Origin of the sequence: Rahnella laticis, assembly GCF_015644585.1 — a bacterium.
In the GTDB taxonomy this organism is placed as follows: domain Bacteria; phylum Pseudomonadota; class Gammaproteobacteria; order Enterobacterales; family Enterobacteriaceae; genus Rahnella; species Rahnella laticis.
The window spans coordinates 227,395-243,512 of record NZ_JADOBI010000006.1 but is presented as its reverse complement, the minus strand read 5'-3'; the positions used below and the strand labels follow the sequence as shown (position 1 = coordinate 243,512).

Annotated in this window: 9 protein-coding genes and 1 pseudogene; 5 read left to right on the top strand and 5 right to left on the bottom strand. The window is 52.0% G+C overall.

What is annotated here, in order from left to right; translation table 11 throughout:
- Nucleotides 1–3 precede the first annotated feature (3 nt).
- From IV433_RS15310 to ebgR, 4 genes are all read right to left on the bottom strand, one after another.
- Nucleotides 4–1,503, bottom strand: coding sequence for an amino acid permease (locus IV433_RS15310; RefSeq protein WP_195814857.1), 1,500 nt, complete (start codon nucleotides 1,501–1,503; stop codon nucleotides 4–6).
- 40 nt (nucleotides 1,504–1,543) lie between these two features.
- Complete coding sequence (locus IV433_RS15305) at nucleotides 1,544–1,996, bottom strand: beta-galactosidase subunit beta (protein ID WP_195814856.1); 453 nt, start codon at nucleotides 1,994–1,996, stop codon at nucleotides 1,544–1,546.
- On the bottom strand, nucleotides 1,996–5,052 hold the full coding sequence (ebgA, locus tag IV433_RS15300; RefSeq protein ID WP_195814855.1) for a beta-galactosidase subunit alpha: 3,057 nt from the start codon (nucleotides 5,050–5,052) through the stop codon (nucleotides 1,996–1,998). The genes IV433_RS15305 and ebgA overlap by 1 nt, the downstream gene beginning before the upstream one ends.
- 171 nt (nucleotides 5,053–5,223) lie before the next feature.
- Nucleotides 5,224–6,204 (bottom strand): transcriptional regulator EbgR, encoded by a 981-nt coding sequence (ebgR, locus tag IV433_RS15295; RefSeq protein WP_195814854.1) that lies wholly within the window; start codon nucleotides 6,202–6,204, stop codon nucleotides 5,224–5,226.
- 220 nt (nucleotides 6,205–6,424) lie between these two features.
- Here ebgR and ygjJ point away from each other — a divergent pair, with 220 nt between their 5' ends.
- Nucleotides 6,425–7,507, top strand: a complete 1,083-nt coding sequence (gene ygjJ / locus IV433_RS15290; protein WP_195814853.1) for a protein YgjJ — start codon at nucleotides 6,425–6,427, stop codon at nucleotides 7,505–7,507.
- On the top strand, nucleotides 7,507–9,888 hold the full coding sequence (ygjK, locus tag IV433_RS15285) for an alpha-glucosidase (protein ID WP_195814852.1): 2,382 nt from the start codon (nucleotides 7,507–7,509) through the stop codon (nucleotides 9,886–9,888). The genes ygjJ and ygjK overlap by 1 nt, the downstream gene beginning before the upstream one ends.
- A gap of 531 nt (nucleotides 9,889–10,419) precedes the next feature.
- Here ygjK and cytX read toward each other — a convergent pair.
- Nucleotides 10,420–11,673 carry a putative hydroxymethylpyrimidine transporter CytX gene (gene cytX, locus IV433_RS15280; protein WP_195814851.1) on the bottom strand — a complete coding sequence of 418 codons (1,254 nt, stop codon included), beginning with the start codon at nucleotides 11,671–11,673 and terminating at the stop codon, nucleotides 10,420–10,422.
- A 714-nt stretch (nucleotides 11,674–12,387) separates the two neighbouring features.
- Between cytX and IV433_RS15275 the strand changes: the two genes are divergently transcribed.
- From IV433_RS15275 to IV433_RS15265, 3 genes and pseudogenes are all read left to right on the top strand, one after another.
- The gene (locus tag IV433_RS15275) at nucleotides 12,388–13,920 is read left to right on the top strand and encodes a type I restriction-modification system subunit M (RefSeq protein ID WP_195814850.1); all 1,533 of its coding nucleotides are present in this window, start codon (nucleotides 12,388–12,390) and stop codon (nucleotides 13,918–13,920) included.
- Nucleotides 13,913–15,082: a restriction endonuclease subunit S gene (locus IV433_RS15270; RefSeq protein WP_195814849.1), complete on the top strand. Its 1,170-nt coding sequence runs from the start codon at nucleotides 13,913–13,915 to the stop codon at nucleotides 15,080–15,082. The genes IV433_RS15275 and IV433_RS15270 overlap by 8 nt, the downstream gene beginning before the upstream one ends.
- Nucleotides 15,082–16,115 (top strand): annotated as a pseudogene (locus IV433_RS15265) (virulence RhuM family protein). The gene IV433_RS15270 and the pseudogene IV433_RS15265 overlap by 1 nt, the downstream one beginning before the upstream one ends.
- The last annotated feature ends 3 nt before the right edge of the window (nucleotides 16,116–16,118 follow it).

Here is a 16,118-nt window from a genome sequence, read left to right as displayed (position 1 = left end):
GATCTATACGCCGGACAGCGGCTTTACGATATTCGCTGCTTTCACGCGCGCCGTTTCGTTCTGTGATTCCAGCACTATTCTCGCCAGCGGTGTGTCTTCGTGATAACGCGTTTTATCATCCAGCCCTTTGGAATATTTGTTGTATTTCCACCACGCATAGCCGAGGAAAAGTACCAGCCCGCCGACGTTATAAAACACGATGGTAATAATGCTGGCACCGGTCGGGAAGGTCGAAGCAATAAACCCGACGGTAAAAATCACAATCAGCGTACTGACGATGGTGATGCCCTGCATTCTGGAACCCATTTTGAAATCGCGTTCGACGTTATCGTATTTCAGCCGCAGGTTCAGGTACGCCAGCATAATAAACAGCGGCGGAAGCATGGACGCCGCGGCGGTCATGTTGATCAGCGTATTCATTAATTCCTGTACGCTGTCGGAGCCTAACGTTGGAATTAACATCAGCGGAATGACGATTAAAAACTGGATCCACGCCGCGCGTGTCGGCACGCCGTGCTTATTCAGACGGATGGTTTTCTCACCAAAAATCCCCTTAGGAATTTCAGTAAAGAAGATTTTTACCGGTGCCGCTGTCCACATCAACAGTGATCCAAACATCGCGGTGAAAGAAACCACGCCGACAAATCGGTTCATCAGGACGGCCGGTAAACCAAAGTGCGCCGATAATCCTTCAAAAACCTGTACCGTGCCGCCGGTGAAATGCAGCGCGGACTGCGCCACAAAAACGTTGATCAGCAATGACGCGATGGAATACAGCACGCCAATTACCAGCCCGGAAATAATAATGACTTTCACAAACGAACGGCTGCCGCCTTTGACGTCATTCACATAAACCGCGACGGATTCCGCACCGCCTGCCGCCTGGAATATCCACGCGATAATGCCTAAGAATGCCCAGTTAAAATGCGGCGTCATGGCCTCCACGTTAATCGGATTCGCCGGTTCCACGCCACCCATTAATGCCGCGCCTGCCAGCACAATGTAAGAGAACGTCAGCAACAACATTAGCGTGGACGTTACCGATGTCATCGGGCCGAGTAATTTCGCGCCGCTGTTGGAAATTAATGTCGAAAATGCGAACAGACAGATGCTGATAATCGCCGTAGTGATTGGCGTGAAAATATAGTCGTGCCCTAAAAAGGCGTACGACGCATAAGCAATGACGCGCGGAAGTAATGCCGTGAAGAAGAACAAATTCACGAACCAGTAAGTGTATGCGGTCATAAATGCCCAGCGTCCGCCCAGTGCGCTTTTTACCCAGGCGTAAACTCCGGCTTCCGAGTTTTTATTGAGCGAGACAAACTCGGCGATGATCAGACAGAACGGAATAAAGTAAATGATCGTCGCCACCAGAAAGACCGGCGCAGAGGCGATGCCTAACTGAATATTGTTATTAATGACGTTATTGAAGCTAAAAACGGCGGCAAATGTCATGGATAACAATCCAAATTTACCGATTGTGTTTCTGCTCGACCCGGCCATAAGTTCTCTCCAACTGCTTTTTGTAGGGTTAGGTTTTTTATTATTTATTAACGAAATAACTTTCTTCGATGGTCACTTTTAAGATGACTTTTTTGACGTCTTTTTCCGGCCTGAACCGGCTGGCTTCGCGGTTTTCAAAGATAATGACATTGCCTTTTTGGGCCGTAATTTTTTCTCCGCGGCCGGTAAACAGCTCACGGTCAGTTTCGTCGCAATAGGGCGCGCAATTGTGCAGAGCGGATTTGGCGGCGAATTCGATTTCTTCGCGTCCTTCGAGGTAATAATGCACGTCGAAATAACGGCGGTGGCCTTCGAACGTTTCCCGCTGAGGTTCCGCGCCGGATGCCAGCCGGTACACCAGCGAATCCCCGATGGAGTGAAAGACGCCGGGACGGAGTTTCTCAATATTATTAATGGCTTCCCTGCAACGCTGCCATTTTTTTCCGGCAGGATAACGCTGCTGAAATTCAGCCAAAGACCCGAGAATAATCATCAGTTTGCCTCCTGCGGCTGGATGCTGAATTGCGCGAGACTCAGGCTGTCGTTGTCCTGCTGGCGGAACGGCAGCATCGTGAAGCCGTAGCGAAATGCCGTGAAATACACGCGGTAGGAATCGAGCACTTCCGATCCCCATGAGTTCGAGCCGAGCCCCATGATCTGGAGATCGAGATTGAGCGTCAGGCAGCTGTCCGGCGTGAGTTCGTCGATGTGCTGCGCCTGTTGCAGCCTCTGCGAACTGTAAGGCCACAGACTGAAATTGAGCGGCTGGCGCGGCTGAATAAAAATGCCGTTGCCCGAGTTGTCGCGAAGGCTCAGCCAGCGAACGTCCTGCCGGTTGCCGTTGTCCTGCGGCATCGGGTAGTTTTCAAACAGGCTGGCCGCCGGTTGCTGATAATGGCCGATCAGGTTGGCCTGACGGCTGTCCGGATAGTTTTCACCCGGTCCGCGCCCGTAATATTCCACCTGTCCGAAGCGGCGGCTGAGGCCAAAATCCAGCCCGATTTTGGGGATCACGTGGCTGAAATCTCCATACGGCGTGCCGGATAAATCGAGGCTTACCGCGCCCTGCGGCGATATCTGCCAGCGGTAAACGCAGCGCATCCCGAAATCAAAGACCGGCGGCGCGATGATGGTGTGAACTTCAATCACCACGTCGTCATTTTGATTTTTCCAGCTCAGTGAGCGGAAATGTTGCTGCAGGATTTGCAGATGATTCGGCTGCCAGATGCCTTCGAACTCAGGCTTATGGTTGTCGATAACCGGCTTGAAGAAGCTGAGTTTCGGCGCGCGCCCGACGATTTCTTCGCCGTCCGTCTGCCAGGATTTCAGTTCGCCGTCGAGACGGGAAAATTCGAGACGGAAGTTTTCGCCGCGAACGATCAGCTGATGTTTTTGCTCGTCGCAGACCAGCGCTGCCGTGGCTTTTAGATCCGGTAAATTCTCCAGCGGCTGATCCGCCTGCAACAACACCTGATAATGGCCGAGCGGATAATTCGCGTCGCTGTAAGCGGTCGGGCTGTTTTTGCTGATGCGGATGTTCAGGAAGGTTTCCTGCCCGCTGGCGTTGAATTCCGGCAGCGGAACCGTTTCGCTTTCGCCGGATTGCAGATGCGGCAGGACGATTTGATGGTCTTCAAGGCAGCGGCCTGCCACCTGCACGGTGAGCGTCAGCGTGATGTCTTCCAGTGAGCTGAACCAGTAACGGTTTTTGACCCGCAGCGTATTGTCGTCGTGGCTGATTTCCACCGGACACAACACCTGTTTGTATTCGCGCAGGCCGGGGCCGGGGGTCTGGTCCGGATAAATCAGGCCGTCCATGCAGAAGTTGTAGTTGTTCGGATAATCGCCGTAATCACCGCCGTAGGCGTAACGCGGCTGACCGTTTTCACCGGTTTCCAGCAGGCCATGGTCGCACCATTCCCAGATGTAATGCCCCTGAAGGCTGGCGTGGCGGTTCATGACGGCCTGGTATTCAGCTAATCCGCCGGGGCCGTTGCCCATCGCGTGGGCATACTCGCAGATGATGCGCGGTTTGGCGTGCGGGTATTCGCCGAACGCATTCATCATTTGCACGCGGGAATACATGGTGCTGATGACGTCGGTGACGTCGGCGTCACGATCTTCTTCGTAATGGATCAGGCGCGTCGGGTCGAGGGCTTTGCAGCGCGCGGCCATCGCGCGGATGTTACAGCCATAGCCGGATTCGTTGCCGAGCGACCACATGATGATGGACGGGTGATTTTTCTGCGCCATCACATGCCGCTCGATGCGCTCAACATAGGCGTATTCCCAGCGCGGATCGTCGGTGATGCGGCTCAGATCGCCGACGTTCGCGAAACCGTGGCTTTCCAGATCGGTTTCGGCCATCACGAATAAACCGTAGATGTCGCACAGTTCGTAAAAGCGCGGATCGTTCGGGTAATGCGCGGTGCGCACCGAATTGATGTTGTGCTGTTTCATCAGAATGATATCGCGCTCAACCCGCGCCATATCGACCGCGCGGCCTTTACGATGATCGTGATCGTGACGGTTTACGCCGTGCAGTTTGAGGTAGCGCCCGTTGACGTAAAACAGCCCGTCGCGCACGCAGATATCGCGAAAGCCTATGCGCTGCGGCACCACGGAAATCACATTGCCCGCCTCGTCGTACAGCGTCAAAAGCAGCTGATATAACGCGGGTTGTTCGGCGTTCCACTGCCGCGGCTGGCTGACCGGAATTTCAAGATGGCAGCGGGTTTTATCCGCGAGATAAAGGTCAGTGAGAGAAAGTTCCGCCACGCAATTTTCGCCATCCAGTAACTGCGCGTGCAGGCGATAACCCTTCACCGGTTCACGCTGATTATCCAAAACGGCATCAATTTTCAGCGTGGCGTCGCAGTAGTTTTCATCGAACGCGGTGACGACGGTCAGGTCCTGAAGATGCACGGCATTCTGCCCGGTCAGAGTTACATCGCGGAAGATCCCGGCCATCCACCACATATCCTGATCTTCTATATAGGTCGAATCCGCCCACTGCAAAACGCGCACCGACAACAGGTTTTCGCCCTGTTGCACAAAAGCGCTGATATCAAACTCCGCGCACAGGCGGCTGCCTTTGCTGAACCCTGCGTAATGGCCGTTCACGTACACTTCAAAGTAGGTTTCGACGCCGTCGAATTTAATGAGGGTTTGCACATTGTCCCATGCGGCATCGAGATGAAATTTCCGCTGATACGCGCCGGTGGGGTTATTGGTCGGAACATAAGGAATGTCGATCGGGAAGGGGAAGCCTTCATCGGTGTATTGCAGCTGGCCATGGCCTTCCATCTGCCACATGCCCGGCACGTTAATGTCGCCCCAGCCGGACACCGGCTGATTATAGAATTCGTCCGGGACTAAAGCCGGGTGCTCAAAATAGCGAAACTGCCAGCGGCCGCTGAGCAGCTGAAAATGCTGACTGGCCGCACGGTCAAAGCTCAGTGCCTGCTGTGCATTTTCATAGCTGAAAAAGCGGGCACGCGGCGGTAAACGGTTTTCTGACTGCTTGTCGATATTTTCCCAATTATTCACGTAATCTCTCCTGAGACGTGTTTCTATGGGAAATAAGATAGTAAATATTTAGTAAAAATAACTAAAAACATTTACCGATTGTTCAGGGGATCACAAAAATTAAAAAATACGCAGAAGGATCATGCAGTTAATTTTTACTGCAACTGATGATCCTTTTTAAAGCCGGGGAATTTAGCGGCGGGTGGTGTCGCGCAGCTGGAGAGAGCTGGGTACAAACACGGAAAGCGGGACGCTGCGTTCATCACGCAGACGTTCGGTCAGCAGGTTAACGGCCTGCGCGCCCATGGTTTCGGAATGGATGCGAACCGTTGATAAAGAAGGGAAAACAAAGCGTGCGGTCGGGATGTCGTTGACGCTGATCAGCGCGATTTGCTCCGGGATTTTCACACCGTGTTCCAGCAGCGCGCGGGTGACGCCCAGCGCCATGGTGTCGGTGGCGATCAGCAGCGCCGGTGGAAACGGCATATTCTCCTGCAACATTTTCTTCGCGCACTGGTAGCCGGACTGGCTGGTGAAATCGCCGTAGTAAATATCCTGCGGCTGCACGACATTTTTCAGGCGGCCATATTCCACAAATGCCTGTTCCCGCTGGTCGGCAAATTCCGGGTGATCGCGCCCGCCGATAAAGCCGATCCGCGAATAACCCTGGCCGATAAAGAAGTCGATCACTTTCTGGCTGATCTTTAAGAGATCGACGTTCACGCAGTCGAACTGTGCGTCTTCCATCACGCCATCAATGAAAACTACCGGGCTGGATTGCTGACTGAGCTGAGTATGCAGCGCCGTTTGCGGCTGGCCGATAACCAGAAAACCGTCGGCGGCAGGCAGCGGTTTATCACCGGTGAAGTCATAGCCGGAAATCAGGGTGACGCCGAGTTTTTCGCACTGTGTTTCAATGCCATAGCGCATGGAAAGGTAGTAAGGATCGTCGATTTCCAGCCCCTGCCGGTAGGTGAAAAGCGCGGCGAAGGTCATCCGGTGCGTAGCATTACGTTTGGACGGCGACAGTTTATATTCCAGGCGTTCTGCCGCTTCTAAAATCTTCTGCCGGGTTTGCGCTTTCACGCTCAGGCTCGGATCGTCATTTAGCACACGTGAAACCGTCGCAACGGATACGTTCGCGGCCTCAGCGATTTCCTTCAAAGTAGCCATCAGCGTCTCATAATCAGGTAAACCAAAGCCGTAGCTTAATGTGATCAGCGGCTTATGTACACCAGCCCCGGATGCGTAAGCCCCCAAAATCTCAATGTGACAGGGTTAACGCTTTACCGATATTTAAGTATATTTTAGTAAAATATTTACTAGACTGCGTTTTGCTTTTTAGCTCAGTTCCTCTGAATTCTAAATACTCACCTTAAGTGAAGCGCATACCATGAAGAAAATATCATTCCACAAAATGTTCATGATTTTATTATTCGCCTCGCCAATGAGTTCATGGGCGCAGGAATCTGTCGTGCCCGCTGAACATAATGTTTTACCGCCACCGGAAATAACGCCACAAAGCGCCAATAACACTGCCTACCGATTTTATGGCGAAATGGGCGGCGGTGGCAGCGTATATCTGAACGGTAAAGACCAGCATAAATACAGCGACGGCACCTATATCGAAGGCGGTCTGGAAATAAAACACGGCAACTGGTTCGGGCTTATTTATGGCGAAGGCTGGACGGTGCAGGCCGATCATCACGGAAACGCCTGGGTGCCGGACCATAGCTGGGGCGGATTTGAAGGCGGTCTGAACCGTTTTTATGGCGGCTACCGCACGGATAACGGCACCGAAATGACCCTCAGTATGCGCAACGATTCTTCGCTGGACGACCTGCAATGGTGGGGCGATTTCACGCCGGAATACGGCTATGTGATCCCCAATACGCGCGATTTGACGCAGGCGGCAAAAATCCAGAATCTCACCGGAAAATTCCGCTACAGCGTGACTGCCGCACCGGAAAGCCGCGTGAATGAAAGTACCGCGTTGCTGCATTTCGGAAAATATGACCGCTATTCAGATAAATACACGTACCGCGCGATGGTCAACGGCTACACGCAATATGACCTGACGGAAGGGCTGACGCTGCTCAACGGCCTCGAACTTACCGACGGCACCGGGCAACTATTCCTCGCCGGATTGCAGGGCAAAAACCTCGCCGGGCGCGTCTGGCATCACACCGGAAAAGGCGACGGCAATCATCCGGGGAGCGAATCGGGCGCGATGGTCAGCGCCATGGTGGAAGCGGTATCCGGCCTCTATTTCTCCACCGCCTACAGTTACGCCGAACATCATTTAGATAACGCGGCGGACACCACCACATCCTACGCACAGGCCGGTATCTGGTACGAATATTACGGTGGCCGGTTCGCCACGGCGCTGGACAGTAAATTTTATATGAGCAACGACAATACCGGTGCCAGCAATTCCCTATTTCTGATGCAATATTTCTATTGGGGTAAATCATAATGAAAACCGTCAGCGAGCTAAAACCTGTTGCTTTATTTGTCGTCGCGACATTATTTATTTCCGGCAATGTTTTGGCCGAAACCGAAAATACCCTGCGCGCCGGTGAATATAAGAATGTGATAAACCGAACCGGCGCGCCGCAATATATGCTCGATTATGATTTTGATGAGCATCAGCGTTTTAACCCTTTATTTGACGACGGATCGTGGCACGGGCATTTATTACCGGCCAGCGCGGAAGTGGCAGGCGGATTCCCCGGCCCGGCGCTGCTGACGGAAGAGTACATCAACTTTATGGCGGATAATTTTGACCGCCTGACGGTCTGGAAAGACGGCAAAAAAGTCGCGATGAGCATGACCGCTTACAGCATTCCCGGCGCATTAATCCAGACGCTGACCGCGCCCGGGATCCGTGTCGATCTGATGCTGCGTTTTGTCACTAACCGCACCTCGCTGCTGGAAACCAAAATCACCACCGACGCGCCGCTGGAGCTGGTCTGGGATGGCGCATTGCTGGAAAAACTTCATGCTCAGGAAGGAAAACCGCAGTCCGATAAAACCATCGAACAGGAGTACCCGGGGTATACCCGAAAAATCATCCCGACCGCCGATGGCCTGAAAGTGACGTTCGGCAAGGTGCGTGCGGCCTCGAGCCTGATGACGTCCGGTGAGTCGGAATATCAGGTCCATAAATCGCTGCCGGTGCAGACTATCGCACAAGGCCATGAGTTTACCGCGAGGGCCAAAATCACCGGTTCTGCCACGATTTACACCACCTATTCGCATTTGCTGACCGCCGCCGAAGTGCAGCGGGAACAGCCGAAAATTGCTGACATTCTGGCGCATCCGCAAACCTATCTCGCTGCCTCGGAAAAGCGCTGGGAAGGTTATCTCAGTAAAGGGCTGACCAACCCTCACGCGACGGCGGCGCAGGAACGCGTGGCGGTGAAAGCGATCGAAACCCTGAACGGCAACTGGCGCGGTGCGGCGGGTGCGATGAAATTTGATTCCGTGACGCCTTCGGTCACGGGGCGCTGGTTCTCCGGTAATCAGACCTGGCCGTGGGATACCTGGAAACAGGCTTACGCGATGGCGCATTTCAACCCCGACGTGGCGAAAGACAATATCCGTGCGGTGTTTGCGTTTCAGATCCAGCCCGGTGATGCGGTTCGCCCGTGGGACGCCGGTTTTGTTCCCGATCTCATCGCTTATAACCCAAGCGCAGAACGCGGTGGTGACGGCACCAACTGGAACGAGCGCAACACCAAGCCGAGTCTGGCGGCATGGTCGGTGATGGAGGTCTATAAAACGACCGGCGATAAACAGTGGCTGGCAGAAATGTACCCGAAACTGGTCGCCTACCACGACTGGTGGCTGCGCAACCGCGATCATAACCACAACGGCGTGCCGGAATACGGCGCAACGCGCGATAAAGCGCACAACACCGCCGGTGGGAAAATGCTGTTTACCGTCAAGAACGGGCAAAAAGAACAGACCGAATCAGGACTGGAAAACTACGATCGCGTGGTGAAATCCGGCAAATACGACAGTATCGAAATCCCCGCGCAGATTGCCGCTTCCTGGGAGTCAGGTCGCGACGACGCTGCTGCTTTTGGTTTTATCGATGCGGATCAGCTGGCGAAATACATAAAAAATGGCGGTAAAAAGCAGGACTGGCAGGTCAGCTTCGCCGAAAACCGCGCCGCCGACGGGACGCTGCTGGGGTATTCGCTGCTACAGGAATCAGTCGATGAAGCCAGCTACATGTTCAGCGACAACAAGTACCTGGCTGAAATGGCTGACATCTTGGGTAAGAAAAACGACGCTCAAGACTTCCGCACAAAAGCCAGCAAACTGGCGGATTACATAAATACCTGCATGTTCGATGACCGCAGCGGCTTCTTTTACGACATCAGAATTGAAGAAAAACCGCTGGCCGATGGCTGCGCAGGCAAACCGATCGCCGAACGCGGAAAAGGCCCGGAAGGCTGGTCGCCTTTGTTTAACGGCGCGGCAACGCAGGTACACGCCGACGCCGTGGTGAAAGTCATGAAGGATGTACGTGAGTTCAACACGTACGTGCCGCTCGGCACCGCAGCGCTGACCAATCCGGCGTTCGGCGCTGATATTTACTGGCGCGGCCGGGTGTGGGTCGATCAGCTTTATTTCGGGCTGAAAGGCATGGAGCAATACGGCTATCGCAATGACGCCATTGCTATGGCGCAGGCCTTTTTCGATCACGCCGACGGACTGATGACTGACGGCCCGATCCGCGAAAACTACAATCCGCTCAACGGCCAGCAGCAGGGGGCACCGAACTTCTCATGGAGCGCTGCGCATCTGTATATGCTCTATAACGATTTCTTCGGGCAGGGAAAATAAGGAAATATTCACCGCGTAATGGCCGGATTTCAGGCACAAAAAAACCGCTCTTAGAAGCGGTTTTTTTGATGGGTGATTCAGTTAGCGCTAAATCAGCCCAGTTTTGATTCGCTAAAAATAAGCGGGTACAAGCAGCTCAAACGCCTCTAATTTACATGATGGTTATAATCACGACAAGTTTAAATTTTAATCACATATCCTTATTGTTTTTATGGTCATGATGATAGCATCTGCGCGGGGCTAGTTTGCCCGTTTAGCGACGGGTCACCGGGCATGAAATTAGCACTTGCGTACCGCGGGTACAAGTGGCTCAAACTCTGCTTGTCCTTCGTCAGTCAGTCCCGGTGCAGGTTGATGAAACGCGGCTTTAAAAGGCCGTATCAATGAAAAAGTGTATCGTTGTACTGGGTTCTTTGATGACGTCTGCTGGCGATGGATGGAACGTTAACGTTTCTGATATCAACATCAACGTCAACATGGGGTCTGGTTTAAAGCAGTAGAGGAACCGCCCTTCGGGGCGGTTTTTTTACGTTATCTTCTCCGCCCTAATCCCCAGCATACGGCCCCGGCCACGACCAGCGAAGGAATTGTCGCACCGACGTCAGGCAGCAGATTTGCCATGGCGTGATAAACCGCGATGCCCGCAATCCACGCAATCAGCGAGGTGACGTTCAGTGGTTTGCTTGTCGCTTTGCGCAGAACAAAATGATGCGTCAGCACCACGCCAAACAGCGGCGCAAACACCGAGCCAATCAGCAGCAGGAAGTTTTCGTACTGAGTGAGCGGAACGCCCCAGGCAATCAGCGTACACAACAGGCCGATGCCGAGCGTCAGCTTACCGATCCCGACGGGGACGGAAGTGCCTGCAGAAACCGCCGCCGAGTGAATATCGGCAAAGGCGTTTTCATGTTCATCCACCAGAATCAGCAGCAGCGGAATACCGAACGCGACGCCGGAAAGCGCCAGAAGTAACGCGTTTGCGTCGGTCGATGTGCTGACAAAGGCCAGCGTATACGCCGCGCCGAGCGACATCATCCAGACGCTTCCGAGGAAGTACCCGCAGGCGGTTCCCCAGAAATTTTGCCGGGCGGATTTGCCAAAACGCGTGTAATCCGATACCAGCGGCAGCCAGGAAAAAGCCATCGAAACCACGATGTCGCAGGCCAGCGCGAAAGGCATCGAGCCATCTCCGGCTTTGTGCCACAGCGTAAATAAATCGGCGTGCAGGAACAGATAACCGGTCAGCCACGCGCAGCTTGCCAGCAATAACCAGATGCCCCAGCGGCGCAGCACGACGCGGATAAACGCCAGCGGGCCGCTGGCTGCCAGCAGCGTGGCGACGGCGCCAAAGATGAATGTCCACATCGTGGGATTCGCCCAGACACTTTCTCCGCCCCACGCGTGTTTTGCCAGAAGGCTGGCTGCATCACGCATTACTACGATTTCGAACGCGCCCCAGCCAATCAGCTGGATCAGATTGAAGATGACCGGCAATGCGACTCCGCGTTTACCCAGACTGAGTTTCAGCGAGGCCATCGAAGACAAACCGGTCTGGCCGCCAATCACGCCGACCAGCGCGAGCAGCCCGACGCCGACTGCGGAACCGAGCACAATGGCAGCAATCGAACCCGCCAGCCCTAATCCGGGTGCCAGAATTGCACCGGCCTGCAAGACCATCAGGCCCATGCCTAACGAAAACCACAGCGAGAATAAATCGGACCAGCCCAGAACCCGTGATTTTTCCGGAACTGAAGCCTGAGGAGAATAAATACTATTATCTTTCATGAGGTTAATTTGGTTGCCACAGCGAACGCCTGTTATAGCATATTGCGGTGAGGATCTGATGACGGGGGGAGAAGCGCACTTTTCGGTTCGCCCTGTTTCAGGCACAAAAAAACCGCTTCGAAGAGCGGTTTTTTTGTTGGGCGATTCAGTTAGCGCTAAATCATCCCATTTTTGATTCGCTAAAAATAAGCGGGTACGAGCAACCCCAACGCGAAAAACTGTACAGCATTCAGGCAATATGGACAAGTTTTGATGTGAAAATAGTCCTTACAGTTGCTGCGGGCTTGGTGCTAGTCTCTGCGCGGGGCTGGTTCATCCGTTTAGCGACGGAACATCGGGCTCTGGAACTAGCACCTGAGTACCGCGTGGGCGAGCAATCCCAACTCTGCTTGTCCTTCGTCAGTTGGTCCCGGTGCTAATTGATGAAACGCGGTTTTTAAAAGGCCGCTTCAATGAAAAAGTGTATTTATGCACTGATCGTTGTACTGGGTTCTTTGATGACGTCTGAGGGCGATGGATGGAACGTTAACGTTTCCGATATCAACATCAACGTCAGCTTGGGATCGGGTTTATAGCAGTAGAGGAACCGCCCTTCGGGGCGGTTTTTTTATGTCTGATTTCCCTTCTCCGGCCAAACCGCTATTTTTGCCGGAAGGTGATAAGGGTAGAATGCCGCCATGCTTTTCACCGAACGATAAAGAGTGACGGACCCGAATGAACGATAAAGTAAAACAAGACGATATTAACAAAGCACTTTGGGACGCCTGCGACACCTTCCGTGGCACCATCAGCGCGGATACCTATAAAGATTTCATCCTGACCATGCTGTTTCTGAAATACATCTCTGACGTCTGGCAGGATCATTACGACACGTACGTCAAAGAGCACGGCGATTCCCCGGAACTGATTGAAGCGCTGATGAAAAGTGAGCGTTTTGTTCTGCCGCGTGACGCCAGCTTTTATGCTTTATATGACCGACGTTATGAAGCAAAAAACGGTGAGCGTATTGATAAAGCGTTGCAGGCTATTGAAGAAGAGAACGGCACCAAATTGAAAGAAGCCGGTACCAGCGTGTTTCAGGATATCTCCTTCAACACCCATAAATTGGGCGAAGAAAAACAGAAGAACGAAATTCTGCGTGCTCTCCTTGAACACTTTGATAAGCCAGAACTTAACCTTAAATTAAGTCGCGTCGGTACGCTGGATGTGATCGGCAATGCCTACGAATATCTGATCAAGAGATTTGCTGCGGGTGGCGGGCAGAAAGCCGGTGAGTTTTATACCCCGCCGGAAGTGTCGGATTTAATGGCGGAACTGTTAGACCCACAGCCCGGCGACACGATTTGTGACCCGGCGTGTGGTTCTGCTTCGTTGTTGATTAAATGTGGTGCCCGCGTGCGCACTAAGCACAATTCAAAAAACTATGCGCTTTTTGGTCAGGAAGCCATTGGCTCTACCTGGGCGCTGGCGAAAATGAACATGTTCCTGCACGGCGAAGATAACCACAGAATTGAGTGGGGTGACACGCTTCGTAACCCGAAATTGCTGGATAAGAAAGGTGGCCTGATGCTGTTTAGTCTGGTAACCGCCAACCCGCCGTTTAGTCTCTCAGACTGGTGGGCTCAGGATGAACTCGGCAATAACGAGCCAGACCATTTCAACCGCTTCCATCGGGGGATGCCGCCAAAAACCAAAGGTGATTTTGCGTTTATTTCGCATATGCTTGAAACCCTCGATCCGGCAAAGGGGCGCATGGGCGTTGTTGTCCCGCACGGCGTATTGTTTCGCGGTTCCAGCGAAGGGAAGATTCGCCAGCAGGTCATCGATGAAAACCTGCTGGATGCGGTGATCGGCCTGCCGGAAAAACTGTTTTACGGCACCGGTATTCCGGCGGCGATACTCATTTTCAAAAAGAACAAAATCGATAAAAACGTGCTGTTTATCGATGCCAGCCGGGAATATAAATCTAACAAAAACCAGAACGAACTCAGCCCGGAAAATATTGCTAAAATCGTCGCCACTTACCACGAAGGTGGGAGCGTAGAGAAATACGCCTATATCGCCAGCCTGAAAGAGATTCAGGACAACGACTACAACCTGAATATCCCGCGCTATGTCGATACCTTCGAAGAAGAAGATGAAATCGATCTGGTCGCGGTTCGTGAAGAGCGTCTGGCATTAACCGCTCAGCTCAATGCGCTGGAAGTGGAAATGGCGGGATATCTGAAGGAGCTGGGTTATGAGTAAGGTCCCGGCGGGGTGGGAGCTTCTCACTATCGGTCATATTGCCGATACAGTGATGGGGTTTGCTTTTAAAAGTTCTGACTTTGTACAAACAGGCACTCCTTTGCTAAGAATGGGAAATCTCTACCAAAATGAATTTAATTTAAACAGAAACCCTGTGTTTCTTCCTGAAAAATTTAAAGATCAATACCCAAGATTTATCGTCAAATCTGGTGATCTTGTAATGTCAATGACAGGAACAATGGGGAAACAGGATTATGGTTTCACAGTTAAAATACCAGTTGGTTCAAAAGTAGCTCTTCTGAACCAACGGGTGCTGAAATTCATTTCAAAAAAGAATAACAATTCAGAGTTTCTATTGAATGTGTTAAGGAGCGATTTAACTTTATCACTACTATATTCACTCCCTGGTGGCACTAAACAAGCTAACTTATCTGCAAAACAGATTCAGGAATTGCCAGTATTAGTCCCCCCAATCCCAGAACAAACAAAAATCGCCCAAATCCTCTCAACCTGGGATAAGGCGATTACTACCACTGAACAACTGATCGGCAATAGTCAGCAGCAGAAAAAATCGCTGATGCAGAGTTTGTTGACCGGGAAGAAGCGGCTGCCGGGATTTGAGGGGGAATGGTTCAAAGCAACACTAGGAAACGTCTCTAAGCCGCAACAATGGCCAACAATTACCTCAAACCAATTAACTGATTCAGGTTTTAAGGTTTTCGGAGCAAATGGTTTTATCGGGTATTACTCAGATTACAACCATGAATTTGAGTGTGTGACAGTGACATGCAGAGGGTCTACATGCGGAGAAGTTTCCCTGATTCCAGCAAAGTCATATATCACTGGGAATTCAATGTGTTTGGATGATATCGAATCTTTGATAAATTCATATAGATATATCTATTATGCATTATGTCATCGAGGGTTTAATGATGTAATTTCTGGTTCAGCTCAACCGCAAATTATCGGGGCAGCTATAAAGAAGATTAAAATTGCTCTCCCGCCACTCCAAGAACAACAAAAAATCGCCGCCGTTCTCACCGCCGCCGATAACGAAATAGAGCTTCTGCAAAAGAAACTGGCCTTCCTGAAACAGGAAAAAGCGGCTCTGATGCAACAATTGCTGACCGGTAAACGCCGGGTGAACGTGGAGACAGCCTGATGGATGAGAAAGTGACAACGGCTCCGGCGGGAGAATTTGTTCTGTTTCAAAGTGCTGACGGGCGCGTACGGCTTGAATGTCGCTTTGAGTCAGATACGTTGTGGCTTTCTCAGGCAGCGATGTCAGAGCTTTACCAGGTCACACCGCAGGCAATCACTCAGCATATCAAAGCGGTTTATGCAGAAGGTGAACATGCTCAAAGTTCAACCTGTAAGGATTACTTACAAGTTCAAACCGAAGGCGCTAGGCAGATAAACCGGCAGATCCGTCATTATAATTTGTCAGTGATTCTGTCCGTCGGTTATCGCGTCCGTTCTGTCCGGGGTACGCAGTTCCGCCAGTGGGCAACGCAGACCCTGCAGGAATATGTGATTAAAGGGTTTGTCATGGACGACGACCGTTTGAAAAATCCGCCTGTCGGGCAATCGGTGGTGCCGGACTATTTCGATGAGATGCTGGAACGCATCCGCGATATTCGCGCCAGCGAGCGCCGGGTTTATCTGCACATTAAAGATATATTTGCCATTGCAGCCGATTATCAGCCGTCAGACAAAGAAACCGCCCGGTTCTTTCAGGCCATCCAGAACAAATTACATTTTGCCTGTACAGGTTTAACCGCGGCGGAAATCATCGCTCAGCGTGCTGACGCTAATCTGCCTGATATGGGGCTGACCAGTTTCAAATACGACAGCGTGCGTAAAACCGATATCACCATCGCCAAAAATTATCTGCGCGGAGAGGAAATCGACCGGCTCAACCGTATTATTTCCATGTGGCTGGATTACGCCGAAGACCAGACTAAACGCCGTCAGCAGATATTCTTAAAAGCTGGCAGGATAAGCTGGAACAGTTTCTTAATTTTAATGAACTGGATATTTTGCAGGGCAGCGGTAAAACCAGTAAAAAAGAAGCTGATGAAAAAGCCTGCCAGCAATATGAACAGTTCACAGAACAGCGTCGTCGCCTGAAAGAAGCGGAAGGCGCGAAAAGCAATATTGAGGCGCTTCACGCCATTGCGCAGAAAAAGGACTAACTG

What these genes read in the sequence shown, in the direction of transcription:
- ygjJ (WP_195814853.1), top strand. Translation starts at nt 6,425, where the DNA reads ATGAAGAAAATATCATTCCACAAAATGTTCATGATTTTATTATTCGCC.
- IV433_RS15270 (WP_195814849.1), top strand. Translation starts at nt 13,913, where the DNA reads ATGAGTAAGGTCCCGGCGGGGTGGGAGCTTCTCACTATCGGTCATATT.
- ygjK (WP_195814852.1), top strand. Translation starts at nt 7,507, where the DNA reads ATGAAAACCGTCAGCGAGCTAAAACCTGTTGCTTTATTTGTCGTCGCG.
- IV433_RS15275 (WP_195814850.1), top strand. Translation starts at nt 12,388, where the DNA reads ATGAACGATAAAGTAAAACAAGACGATATTAACAAAGCACTTTGGGAC.
- IV433_RS15310 (WP_195814857.1), bottom strand. Translation starts at nt 1,503, where the DNA reads ATGGCCGGGTCGAGCAGAAACACAATCGGTAAATTTGGATTGTTATCC.
- ebgR (WP_195814854.1), bottom strand. Translation starts at nt 6,204, where the DNA reads ATGGCTACTTTGAAGGAAATCGCTGAGGCCGCGAACGTATCCGTTGCG.
- cytX (WP_195814851.1), bottom strand. Translation starts at nt 11,673, where the DNA reads ATGAAAGATAATAGTATTTATTCTCCTCAGGCTTCAGTTCCGGAAAAA.
- IV433_RS15305 (WP_195814856.1), bottom strand. Translation starts at nt 1,996, where the DNA reads ATGATTATTCTCGGGTCTTTGGCTGAATTTCAGCAGCGTTATCCTGCC.